10 protein-coding genes are annotated in these 11420 nt (G+C 68.4%); 7 read left to right on the top strand and 3 right to left on the bottom strand.

The features are described from left to right. Positions 1 to 4 precede the first annotated feature (4 nt). Positions 5 to 1600, bottom strand: coding sequence for a ShlB/FhaC/HecB family hemolysin secretion/activation protein (locus QT382_RS01465; RefSeq protein ID WP_289252273.1), 1596 nt, complete (start codon positions 1598 to 1600; stop codon positions 5 to 7). A gap of 173 nt (positions 1601 to 1773) precedes the next feature. Here QT382_RS01465 and QT382_RS01460 point away from each other — a divergent pair, with 173 nt between their 5' ends. The 4 genes from QT382_RS01460 to QT382_RS01445 all read left to right on the top strand — a co-directional run bounded on the left by QT382_RS01460 (position 1774) and on the right by QT382_RS01445 (position 7595). After that, a complete protein-coding gene (locus QT382_RS01460; RefSeq protein WP_289252272.1) occupies positions 1774 to 3816 on the top strand; it encodes a serine/threonine-protein kinase in 2043 nt (680 codons plus the stop codon). A gap of 137 nt (positions 3817 to 3953) precedes the next feature. Continuing rightward, positions 3954 to 5027, top strand: a complete 1074-nt coding sequence (gene tagH, locus QT382_RS01455; protein ID WP_289252271.1) for a type VI secretion system-associated FHA domain protein TagH — start codon at positions 3954 to 3956, stop codon at positions 5025 to 5027. Then, entirely contained in the window at positions 5027 to 5845 is an 819-nt protein-coding gene (locus QT382_RS01450; RefSeq protein WP_289252270.1) for a PP2C family protein-serine/threonine phosphatase, read from the top strand. Before tagH ends, QT382_RS01450 begins: the two co-directional genes overlap by 1 nt. A gap of 13 nt (positions 5846 to 5858) precedes the next feature. Beyond that, complete coding sequence (locus QT382_RS01445; RefSeq protein ID WP_289252269.1) at positions 5859 to 7595, top strand: serine/threonine protein kinase; 1737 nt, start codon at positions 5859 to 5861, stop codon at positions 7593 to 7595. 1 nt (position 7596) lies between these two features. Here QT382_RS01445 and QT382_RS01440 read toward each other — a convergent pair whose 3' ends face one another. Further along, on the bottom strand, positions 7597 to 8283 hold the full coding sequence (locus QT382_RS01440) for a riboflavin synthase subunit alpha (protein ID WP_289252268.1): 687 nt from the start codon (positions 8281 to 8283) through the stop codon (positions 7597 to 7599). Positions 8284 to 8290: 7 nt separating this feature from the next. Next, positions 8291 to 8647 carry an ArsC family reductase gene (locus tag QT382_RS01435; RefSeq protein WP_289252267.1) on the bottom strand — a complete coding sequence of 119 codons (357 nt, stop codon included), beginning with the start codon at positions 8645 to 8647 and terminating at the stop codon, positions 8291 to 8293. Positions 8648 to 8675: 28 nt separating this feature from the next. Here QT382_RS01435 and aat point away from each other — a divergent pair, with 28 nt between their 5' ends. The 3 genes from aat to QT382_RS01420 all read left to right on the top strand — a co-directional run bounded on the left by aat (position 8676) and on the right by QT382_RS01420 (position 11420). Then, positions 8676 to 9425, top strand: coding sequence for a leucyl/phenylalanyl-tRNA--protein transferase (aat, locus tag QT382_RS01430; RefSeq protein ID WP_289252266.1), 750 nt, complete (start codon positions 8676 to 8678; stop codon positions 9423 to 9425). Positions 9426 to 9454: 29 nt separating this feature from the next. Next, positions 9455 to 10192, top strand: coding sequence for an arginyltransferase (locus tag QT382_RS01425; RefSeq protein WP_289252265.1), 738 nt, complete (start codon positions 9455 to 9457; stop codon positions 10190 to 10192). 304 nt (positions 10193 to 10496) lie between these two features. Next, positions 10497 to 11420, top strand: a complete 924-nt coding sequence (locus QT382_RS01420; protein WP_289252264.1) for a response regulator — start codon at positions 10497 to 10499, stop codon at positions 11418 to 11420.

Below are 11420 nucleotides of genomic sequence, written 5' to 3'. Positions count from 1 at the left end.
GGTCTCAGCGGAACGAATACGTGGCTGCGAAATGGACCCGGTCGTCGCCGCGGTCCGTGCGCTGCCCCTGCCTCAGGGCATGCGCGACGTCGAGTCGCAGTTGCAAGGCCTGCCCGCCTATCCTCAGGCCCAGGCCGATCGAGGCAAGCGGGCATTCGGTGTTGAGCTGGCGGCACGGCGTGCCGAGCCGGTTCCAGACCTTGCCCGCATCGACAAAACCGAGCAACCGCGCCGACCCGAGGGCGTCGCTGATCGCCATCGCGGGTCCCATCAGCTCCACCGATGCAATCACGCCGACATCGCCCGTCACCTCGCGCTCCTCGTAGCCCCGCAAGGTGGTGGCCCCGGCCAGTCCGAACTGCTCGCCGGTGACCAGGGCGTCAGGCGTCCATTGCGCACTCAGGCGCAGCTGAGCCTGCCACTGCTTGCCGATCGGCATCGAGACATTGCCGCCGCCACGAATCACGCTGTAGCGTCGTGTGGCGCCCTGGCGCACGGCGTTGAAATCGGCGACCGAGCCGTTCGCCCCGCCCAGTCCCAGGTTGCTGCTCAGCGATGCATTGGCGTAGAAAGGCAGGTCGCCGCTGCGCTGCACGCTGTATTCGACGGTCAAGGGTTGCACCGCGACGCTCGCGCCGGCACTGCCGCAGACGCCGGGAGGCAGGCCCGCGATGGAGCAGTCGTTCAGAAAGGATCTGTGTTCCAGCGCAACGCCGACCCGCTGCTGCATCTCGCGCCAGCGTTGCAGGGGCTTGCCCAGGCGCAGCCCGAACACGTTGCCGCGACCGCTGAACTGCAGTGGACCCACGGCCGTGCTGGTGGTTCCGCCGTCCACATTGCTGTAGGCGCCGAAGGCGTCGAGGGTCAGGCCTTGCTCGTAGAACGGAACCCGGTAGTTGAGGCTCAGGACCTGCACCGCCTTGAGGTGATCGGGCGAGGTCTGGAACTGCAGGGCCAACTGATGATCCAGCCCCCACAGCGCCGCATGCATGACGCCCAGATTGGCCCGCCAGCGGCCGGTGTTGGCGTTGCCGATGTTCTCCAGCCCCGCATTCAGCCGCAGGGCCTCCTGCTCGCTGACCTGCACACGGGCGTCCACCTCGCCAGTTTTCGCGCCAGGCTCCAGTGTGACTGCGACCTGGCGCGCCGGGTTTTCGTTGGACAGCGCAATGGCCGCATCCAGCTCGCGAATCATGGGCGTGGTGCCGGTCTTCAGGGCCGGCAGGCTGCGGCGCACGTTGTCGTCGTCGAAGGCCTTGTTGCCGGCAACGATGACCCGGGCGATGCGCCCTTCGACCACGGCGATCGTCGCTATGCCGTCGGCGCTGTTCTGCGCCGGCAGGTAGGCGATCACCGCGCCATAGCCGGCGTCGGCATACAGGCGCTGCACCGCCGCCGCGGCCTTCTTCAGTTCCGCCAGGCTTCGCTGCCCTCGATGGGGCGCCAGCTCGGCATCGATCACCGATTGCGGCAACAAGGTGTTGCCTGTGACGCGGAAATCCTTGACGGTCACTCGCGTTTCGGGTGCCTGCGCCTGGGCCCCGGGGGCCAGGACTAGCGACGCGAGGGTCAGGGTGCCTAGAAGCGCTCTTGCTTTCATCGTGTCTTCCCATCAAGCCACGGGCGATACGCAGTGTTACATCGCTTGGTGACAAGCTGTCACGCCTTTTCAGGCGCCTTGCCCCCTGTTCTAGGGATAGGCGTGTCTTCCACGCCGATGCGTTGTGCAGCCTCCTCACATGCCGCAGAATGCCGCGTCCATCCTCCTCGTCCATGAGCAGCCAGCCGCCTGACCCATCTCGAGCAGACAAGGCGCCCGCCGTCGGCAGTGGCAATGCCCTGCCCCTGGGTACCTACCTCAGCGAATTCGAACTGCAGAGCGTGATCGGCGAAGGCGGCTTCGGCATCGTCTACCGCGCCTGGGACCATTCGCTGCAGCGACGCGTGGCCCTCAAGGAGTACATGCCGGACAGCCTGGCCGCGCGCACCGACGGCCAGCATGTGGCGGTCAGGTCCGAGGCCTTGCGACCCACCTTCGAGATCGCCCTGCGCAGCTTCGTCAATGAAGCGCGCATGCTGGCTCAGTTCGACCATCCCTCGCTGGTCAAGGTCTACCGATTCTGGGAAGCCAACGGCACGGCCTACATGGTCATGCCCTTCTACGAGGGCCAGACGCTGAAGGAGAAGCTGCGCAGCCTCGAGGGTCCGCCCGACGAGGCCTGGCTGATGAGCCTGCTGGACCCGCTCACCGACGCGCTGTCGGTCCTGCATGCCGAGCGCTGCTATCACCGCGACATCGCACCCGACAACATCATGCTGCTGGCGCCGACCGGGCGCCCGCTGCTGCTGGATTTCGGCGCCGCGCGCCACATCATCGGCGACATGACCCAGGCCCTGACCGTCATGCTCAAGCCCGGCTTCGCCCCCATCGAGCAATACGCCGAGGTGCCGCACATGAAGCAAGGGCCGTGGACCGATGTCTACGCGCTGGCCGCCTCCGTCCACTTCGCGCTGATTCGCAAGACCCCGCCACCGGCCGTCGCCCGCCTGGTGTCCGACAGCTACAAGCCGATCAGCCAGCAGCTGGCCGGCCGTTACAGCGAACGCCTGCTCGGCGCCATCGACAAGGCCCTGCGTTTCGGGCCCGACCAGCGCACCCGCTCGGTGGCGCAGTTCCGTGCCGATCTGGGCCTTGCCGACCTAGGCGCGGCGACCACCCGCCCCACCGAGCCGACCACCACCCTACTGCCCAGCGAGCCGCTGCCGGCCACGCAGATCCTTGCGCCGAGCGAGCCACTGCCGGCCACGCAGGTCCTGCCCGCCGGCGAGGCCTTGCCCGCCACCCAGGTCCTGCCTTCCGGCGGTGCCCTGCCCGCGACCCAGATTCTCGAACCGACGATCGAGCCGACCCGGGTCGAGCCGCGCACCGATTTCCCGGCTACGCAACTGGAAACGCGCACCGACTTCGCTCCCACCCGCGTCGAGGCCAGGCCCCCGTTCGAGGCCACACGCATCGAGTCGCGCACCGAGTTCGAACCGACCCGGCTGGAGCCACGAACCGCCGCTGCTGCGGACAAGACGGTCGCTCCCATCATCGAAAGGATGACGCCAACGCCGACGCCCGGTCCGGCTCCATCCCCGCCGGCGCCTGCCAAGCCCGGCCGTCGTGCGATCTGGCTGATCCTGCTACTGCTGCCGGTGCTGGGCGCCGGACTGGCCTATTGGCTGCAGGGGCGGCGCGAGCCGGCGCAGGTTCAGCCGGCCGCGTCGGCGGCATCGCTGCCGCCAGTGGCCGCCAGCTTCGATGCGCAGGCCGCATTCGACCAACTGCTGGCGGCCCGCACGCCCGGCTTCGAGGTCAAGGTCCGCGTGGCCAAGCAGCAGCTGCGCATCGGCCGGGACCGTCTTGGCTTCGAGCTCAGCGCCTCGCGCGACGGCTTCGTGCAGGTCCTGGTCCTGGGCCCCGACGGCAGCCTGCAATTGCTGCTGCCCAACCAGCAGGTGCCCGAGCAACGCATCAAGGCCGGTCAAACCCTGACCCTGCCGCAGGAAAGCTGGGCGCTTGAAACCGCCGAGCCGACCGGCAGCGAGCACTTCATCGTGCTGGTCAGTGCGGTCGCCCGCGACTACTCGGCACTTAGCCAGGAGCGTGTGGAAGGCTTCCTGCAATTGCCGACAGGCGAACGAGCCGGGGCGCTGCAAAGCCGCTGGGCCGAGCGCACACCGATGCTGCTCGGCCGCAGCGCCGGCTGCGACCAGGGTCAGGACTGCCAGCAATATGGCGCCGCACGCTTCACGGTCGAAGTGCTGCGCTAGCGAGCTGCGCATTCAGGGGCTGCGCAGGCGCAAGCGGCAGTTGTATGCTGCGAGCAGTCCTTGGCGGGCCGCCGTTTTTCCGGCTTGTCAGGCGGCCTCGAGGGGCCAGCAGAGGTCGAGTACAGCCAATGACCACGTTGACGCTTGTCTCCTTCAACAGCGCTGCCAAGGACGCCGCGCTGTCCGCACGTTTCGACGAAACGGGCGGGAGCATCGGCCGCTCGAAGTCCAATCACCTGGTGCTGCCCGACCCGGACTTCACGATTTCGCGCGTGCATGCGCAGATCATCTTCCGCGACGGCAGCTTCTGGATCGTCGATCAGGGCAGCAACCCGGTGATGGTGAACGGCCATGCCGTGGGCGTCGCCGGTGAGCGCCTCCTGCACCACGGCGACCTGCTGCAGATCGGCAGCTATGTGCTGAGGGTGCAGAGCGCGCCGGCCGAGGCCTTGCTGTCGCCAGCGCATGCGGCCAATGCACCGATCAGTCCAACCCTGGCCTCGATCTATCCGCGTCATGGCGCCGATGTGCCGCAGGCCTGGAGCCGCACCGAGGCCCAGGCCCGCCCCGGCCAGGAGCCTCCGGTCACGGCCGAGGCCATCGCACCTGATTCCGCCGAAGCCGTGCTGGTCCAGGCCCTGCTGAAAGGCCTGCAGATGCCCCAGCTGCAGCTTCAGCATCTGACGCCCGAGCTGTTGCACCTGATCGGCGAGCTGCTGTACGAAGCCGCCTCAGGCACCGTGGAGCTGCTGCAGACGCGCGCCGCCACCAAGCGCGACGTCCGGGCCGAGACCACGGTCATCACCGCAAGAGCCAACAATCCTCTGAAGTTCTCTCCATCCGCCGAGGCTGCGTTGCAACATCTGCTGGCGCCTCCGTCGCGCGGCTTCATGCCTGCGGTGCCGGCACTTCGCGATGCCTATGCCGATCTGCGGGCCCATCAGTTCGGCTTCGTGGCGGGCATGCGCGCCGCACTGGAGAACCTGCTGCAGCGCTTCGACCCGCGGGACTTCGAAGCGCAGCTGGACACGCGCCCGGGCCTGCTTCCAGGCCTGCCCGGCAGCCAGCGGGCCCGGCTGTGGGAGCTGTACGTCGAACGCTACGAACAGATCAGCGCAGCCGCCGAAGCCGATTTCCACAGCCTGCTGGGTCAGGCCTTCCAGGCCGCCTACGACGAGCAGGTCCAAGCGCTGAAGCGGAGCCCTGACTGATGGACAGCCAGAGCGCACCGCTCACCGACTCGCTGCGCGACGTGGGCGCGCTGCCGGCGCTGGAACTGGCCATGCTGTCGCGGCGCGGCGGGCGCGACCACAACGAAGATGCCTGCAGCCACTGGCATTCGGAGCGCCACCTCTGCGTCGTGGTGGCCGACGGCGCCGGCGGGCATGGCGGCGGGGATATCGCCTCGCAGCTCGCCGTCTCGCATGTGATCGAGCAGTTCTCCAAGGCGCCGGTCTCCGAGCCCGAGCAGGTGGGCGACCTGCTGTTCGGCGCCAACGAGGCGATCCTGAAAAACCGTGAGCGGTCCGGTGCGCGGGCGCAGATGTACACCACCGTGGTGTGCCTGCTCATCAACTTCGAAAGGGCCGAAGCGCTCTGGGGCCATGTCGGCGATTCGCGGCTCTACCGCTTTCGGGGCGGCAAGCTGCTGGAGCGCACCCGTGACCACAGCCTGATGCAGTCGCTGGTCGATGCCGGGCTGCTGACGCCCGAGCAGACGCGCAATCATCCGCGTCGCAGCGAGCTGCTGTCGGCGCTGGGCAGCGAGCCCGAACATCTGGTGCTGAGCAGCAGCGAAAAGGCCTGGCCCTTGCAGACCGGCGACGCGTTCCTGCTTTGCACCGACGGCGTCTGGGAGTATGTCGACGACGACGCCATGGCCCTCAGTCTGGCCGCTGCCGCGACACCGCTGGCCTGGCTGAAGCTGATCGAGCAGACGGTGCTGAGCCAGGCCGCCGCTGCCGGCAAGGCGCGGCACGACAACTTCAGCGCCGTCGCCGTCTGGATAGGCGCGCCCAAGAATTCCTGAGGACCCCTGACTGATGAGCACCACGCCGCCCGACGACAGCGACCGCACGGTGGTCACCCGGCCCGGCGCCGTGACCGCGGCCCCGGAGGCCGGCGGCAGCGGCAACGCCCTGGCCACAGGCACCTATCTGGCCGAGTTCGAGCTGCAGAGCGTGCTCGGCGAGGGTGGCTTCGGCATCGTCTACAAGGCCTGGGACCATTCGCTGGAGCGATCGGTGGCGCTGAAGGAGTTCATGCCGGCCGCGCTGGCCGCGCGGGGCGGTGACAGCCAGGTCCAGGTGCGCAGCGCCCGTCACCGCGAAACCTTCGAAGCCGGCCGCCGCAGCTTCATCAATGAAGCCAAGCTGCTGGCTCAGTTCGACCATCCCTCGCTGCTCAAGGTCTACCGCTTCTGGGAGGCCAATGGCACGGCCTACATGGTCATGCCCTTCTACGAGGGCATCACGCTGAAGGAGCAGCTGCGCCGCCTGCCGGAGCCGCCCGACGAAGCCTGGCTGATGGGCATGCTGGATCCGCTGACCGCGGCACTTTCGGTGATCCATGCCGAGCACTGCTTTCACCGCGACATCGCGCCCGACAACATCCTTCTGCTCGCAGGCAGCGGTCGGCCGCTGCTGCTGGACTTCGGGGCGGCGCGCCGCGTCATTGGCGACATGACGCAGGACCTCACCGTCATCCTCAAGCCCGGCTATGCGCCCATCGAGCAGTACGCCGAGGCGCCGCAGATGAAGCAGGGCGACTGGACCGACGTGTATGCGCTGGCCGCCTCGATCCACTTCGCGATCACGGGCAAGACGCCGCCGGCGGCCGTCGGGCGGCTGATGGGCGACAGCTACGAGCCGCTGGCGCAAGTGGCCGCCGGACGCTATTCGCCGGCCTTCCTGGAAGCGCTGGACCGGGCGCTCGCGGTGCGGCCCGAGAGCCGCACGCAGACGATGGCCGACCTGCGGCGCGATCTCGGCCTGGCGCCCTCGTCGGCGCCGATGTCGACCACGCAGATGCCGACACTGATACGGCCCCGTGAAGAGCCGCCCGCAAGCTCATTGGCGCCGGCACCGGTCGCGGCGGCACGGTCCGGCAGCAGCCGGCTGCCGCTGGTGCTGGGTGCCGCGGCCCTGGTCGGCCTGGGCGCCGGCGCCTACCTGCTGCTGGCTGGCAAGCCGGATGCAGTTCCGGCGCCGGCGCCAGCACCTGCGCCTGCCCAGGCGGCGGCTCCGGCCCAGAAGCCGCCGCTTCGCTTCGATGCGGTCACCGAATTCGACAAGTTGCTGGCCGGCCAGACGCCCGACTTCGGTGTCACGGCCAAGCCCGCGGCCACGCGGCTGGGCATAGGCCGTGACCGGCTGGCCTTCAGCGTCAGCTCGGCTCGGGCGGGCCATGTCTACGTGATGGTGCTGGGGCCCGATGGCAGCCTGTCCCTGCTGTTCCCCAACTCGCAGGTGAGCGACAACCGGATCCGGGCCGGTCAGACCTTGCAGCTGCCGCAGAACAGCTGGCTGATGGACACGTCGGAGCCGGCGGGCGCCGAGCATTTCCTGGTCCTGGTCAGTGCCGAGCCGCGCGACTTCAGCCTGCTGAGCAGCGAGCGCGAGTACTACTTCCTGAAGCTGCCCACCGGCGACAAGGCCAGCGCCCTGTTGAATGCCTGGACCCGCCCCACCCCGCTGCTGCTGGGCGGCCCCGGCAACTGCCAGGGCGACGGCTGCGATGCCTATGGCGCGGCGCGCTTCTCGGTCGAGGTCTTGCGCTAGCTCAGAGCAGGTCGCCCAGGCCCTCGCGCGCCAGCAGCTTCTCCAGCGCCGGCAACAGGGCACCCAGCCTCTCCTCGACGGTGGCACGCACTGTGTCCACCAGCACCTGGGTCTGGCGCTCGATCTCGATGTTGAGCGCCGACCCTTCGGCCTTTTCGCCGAAGGTGGTCATGCGCAGGGTCTCGGGGATCAGCCAGACCTCGAACCAGCCCGAGCCATCGGCATTGCGGCCGGCCTCGGCCACGGTCAGACTGGCGCCGTTCACCGCGATGTACCCCTTGGCGAAGATGTAGCGCATCCAGGGCGCCGGCACGGCGATGCGCAGCACATGGTTGTTCTCCGGCCGGCGGATGCTCTCGACGCGGGCCATGAAGTCCACATGGCCGGACAGTGGATGGCCGCCGATCTCGGCCCCGTCGCGCGCCGCGCGCTCCACATTGATGCGGCTGCCGAGCTGCAGGCCGGAGAGCGTGGTGAGGTTCAGGCTCTGCTGCATCACGTCGAAGTCGGCGCGGTCGCTGCCATGCAGGGCCGTGACGGTCAGGCAGACGCCATCGCTGGAGACGCTGGCGCCTATCTCCAGGTCCTGGCAGAAGCCCTGGGGGAACTGCAGCGTGAAGCTGCGCAGGCCGGGCCGCTCGGTAATGGCTGCCACCTGGGCCAGGCCTTGGACTATGCCGGTGAACATGCGGGCCTCACTCCTTGCCGTGCGAGGCGAACAGCGCCTCGTTGAAGCCTATGCTGAGCCGGCCGTCGGCCCATTGCACGACCGGGCGCTTGATCACGCTGGGCTGCTCATGCACCAGGGCCGTGGCCGAGGCGGCATCGACGACGGCGGCCTTCTGGGCCTCGTCCAGCTTGCGCCAGCTGGTGCCGGCGCGGTTGACCACCTTCTCCCAGCCGAATTCCTTGAGCCAGCGCGCCAGCGGCTCGGCCGGCACGCCGGCCTTCTTGAAGTCGTGGAACTGGTAGGCGAGGTCATGCTCGTCCAGCCACAGGCGGGCACGCTTGACCGTGTCGCAATTGGGAATGCCGTAAAGGGTGATGCTCATGGTGGGCCGGACGTTACCATCGGCGCCCATGATTCCCTGGCTGGACGAGCGCGACCTGGACTTTCCGCCCACCTCGCTGGCCCTGGGGCCGGACAGCGATGCGCCGGGCCTGCTGGCGGCCGGTGGCGACCTCAGTCCCCAGCGGCTGCGCCGGGCCTACGAGCGCGGCATCTTCCCCTGGTATGCCGACGGCCAGCCCATCCTCTGGTGGAGCCCCGAGCCGCGCATGGTGCTGGCGGTGGACGAATTCAAGCTCTCGCGCTCTCTGCGCAAGGCCCTGCAGGCCTTTGTGCGCACGCCGGGCTGCGAGATCCGCATCGACAGCGCTCTGCCCGCGGTACTCGCCGCCTGCGCGGACAGCCCGCGCGAGGGTCAGAACGGCACCTGGATCCTGCCCGAGATGCAGCAGGCCTATGCCCGGCTGGCCGGCGAAGGCGTGGTCCACAGCGTCGAGACCTGGGTGGACGGCGAACTGGCCGGCGGCCTCTATGGTCTCAACCTGGGCCGCATGTTCTTCGGCGAGTCGATGTTCATGCGCCGCACCGACGCCTCCAAGATCGCGCTGGCGGCGCTGATCTGCCTGTGCCGGCGCCACGGCATCCGCTGGATTGACTGCCAGCAGAACACCTCGCACCTGGCCTCGCTGGGCGCCCGCGAGCGGCCGCGTGCCGACTTCGAACAGCACCTGGCACTGACGGTGCACGAGCCGGCCCCCTCGGATTGGCGTTTCCGCGCCGCCGACTGGGCCCTGCTCGATGCCAGAATCGGCTCTGACTGAACTCCATCGCCTCCTAGCTTGATAGCCCCGTGAGCACGCCCAAGGAACTCCCGCTCGCGCAACTGCAGTTCTATGCCACCGCGCCCTATCCCTGCAGCTATCTGCCGGGGCGGATGGCGCGCTCGCAGGTGGCCACGCCCAGCCATCTGATCCATGCCGACGCCTATTCCGGCCTGGTGGCGGCCGGCTTCCGGCGCAGCGGCATGTTCACCTACCGGCCGCATTGCGACGGCTGCCGCGCCTGCACGCCGCTGCGACTGCCGGTGATCGATTTCCAGGCCTCGCGCAGCCAGCGTCGCGCCTGGAAGCAGCACCAGCATCTGGTCGCCCGGGTGATGGCGCTGAGCTTCCAGCCCGAGCATTACGAGCTCTACCTGCGCTACCAGGCTGGCCGCCACTCCGGCGGTGGCATGGACCAGGACAGCGTCGACCAGTACACCCAGTTCCTGCTTCAAAGTCGCATCAACTCGCGCCTGGTCGAGTTCCGCGAGCCCCTGCCCGGCGGCGGCCTGGGGGCGCTGAAGATGGTCTCCATCCTGGATGTGCTCTCGGACGGGCTGTCCGCCGTCTACACCTTCTACGAGCCCGAGGACGAGGCCAGCTACGGCACCTACAACGTGCTGTGGCAGATCGAACAGGCCCGCGAACTGGGGCTGTCCCACCTCTACCTGGGCTACTGGATCGCCCAGAGCCAGAAGATGGCCTACAAGGCCAACTTCCGTCCGCATGAAATGCTGATCGACGGTCGCTGGCAAAAGCAGGGGTAAACCCGGGCGCCCTGTACGCAGGGCGCCACAACACCCCCAACGCGGGTCGAAATGGCTGCGCGAAATACGCACGCTTTTGAACGGATTCGAGCCGACGTGCGACAAACGCCCGCGTTTTCCCGATGCGCCGCGCGCCGACTCGCCACACACTCCGCTCCCACAACGAAGCCGGCGTGAAGTACCAGCGACCGGCTTGACATTACAAGAGCTCGTCGCAGGGTCCGGTCGCCGGCATGCGAAGCAGTCAGGGAGCTCCGTCATCAACGGGACCCGGGTCGAAGAACCCAGGGGACAGGAGCAAGAAATGGTGCAGAACATGGGCGCGGTGGGAGCGCCGAGACGGGTCCTGGTTGTCGACGACAGCAGGGCGATCCAGGCCATCATCCGCCGCATCCTCGAGTCCGAGGACATGGATCCGGTGCAGGTCCGCACGGCCAGCAACGGTGCCGAGGCGCTCGACCAGGTCGAGAGCTTCCAGCCCGACCTGGTGCTGTCGGACTGGCACATGCCGGGCGGCAGCGGCATAGAGATGCTGCAGACGCTGCGGCAGATGGGCCACAAGGACATGGCGGTCGGCTTCATCACGACCGAGACCGCGGCCGACTGCATGAGTCAGGCTCGCAGCAACGGTGCCGCCTTCGTGCTGCACAAGCCCTTCGAGGACCGCGCGCTGCGCAATGCCGTGGCCCACTGCCTGCGCGGCGGCAACAACACACCGGCGCCGGTGCCGGCAACCGCGCGCCCTGCCGCCGTGGAATCCGTGGCCCAGCTGCAGCAGCTGCTGTTCACCCATCTGGGCACGCGCAGCTACGAGCTGAACAAGAGCTTCGAGGACGCCGCCTGGGTGGAGCAATGCCCGCAGCTGGTCGCCCTTTACAGCAGCGCTGGCCGCAACGGTGCCTATGCGCTGGGCCTGCTGGATGCCGCCGCGGTCTGCCTGATAGGCGGCATGGCGGCCGGCAGTTCGCCCGAGGAGATCCGCCAGGCGCGCGCCAATGCACGGCCCACCCAGGCCCATGTGGACAACGCCAAGCGCTTCATGCTGGCGCTGGCCGGCCAGCTGCGCAAGCGCACCGCAACCGACGTGCCGGCCTTCAATGCCGCCAAGCTCAGCAGCCAGCCCTTCGACAAGCTGGCCGCCCTGCTGGAGCGCAACAACGGCCGCAGCGACTTCGAGCTGCGCCTGCCCGGCATAGGCGAAGGCCGGATCAGCATCTTCCTGACCTGA

Source organism: Pelomonas sp. SE-A7, from assembly GCF_030345705.1.
GTDB lineage: Bacteria > Pseudomonadota > Gammaproteobacteria > Burkholderiales > Burkholderiaceae_C > JAUASW01.
Note: the sequence above shows the minus strand (reverse complement) of the source record. Positions and strands in the feature narration are given on the sequence as shown.

Bases quoted from the DNA above. Each gene is read 5' to 3' on its own strand.
- QT382_RS01420 (WP_289252264.1), top strand. From the start codon at position 10,497: ATGGTGCAGAACATGGGCGCGGTGGGAGCGCCGAGACGGGTCCTGGTT.
- QT382_RS01445 (WP_289252269.1), top strand. From the start codon at position 5,859: ATGAGCACCACGCCGCCCGACGACAGCGACCGCACGGTGGTCACCCGG.
- QT382_RS01460 (WP_289252272.1), top strand. From the start codon at position 1,774: ATGAGCAGCCAGCCGCCTGACCCATCTCGAGCAGACAAGGCGCCCGCC.
- QT382_RS01435 (WP_289252267.1), bottom strand. From the start codon at position 8,647: ATGAGCATCACCCTTTACGGCATTCCCAATTGCGACACGGTCAAGCGT.
- QT382_RS01465 (WP_289252273.1), bottom strand. From the start codon at position 1,600: ATGAAAGCAAGAGCGCTTCTAGGCACCCTGACCCTCGCGTCGCTAGTC.
- QT382_RS01440 (WP_289252268.1), bottom strand. From the start codon at position 8,283: ATGTTCACCGGCATAGTCCAAGGCCTGGCCCAGGTGGCAGCCATTACC.
- aat (WP_289252266.1), top strand. From the start codon at position 8,676: ATGATTCCCTGGCTGGACGAGCGCGACCTGGACTTTCCGCCCACCTCG.
- QT382_RS01450 (WP_289252270.1), top strand. From the start codon at position 5,027: ATGGACAGCCAGAGCGCACCGCTCACCGACTCGCTGCGCGACGTGGGC.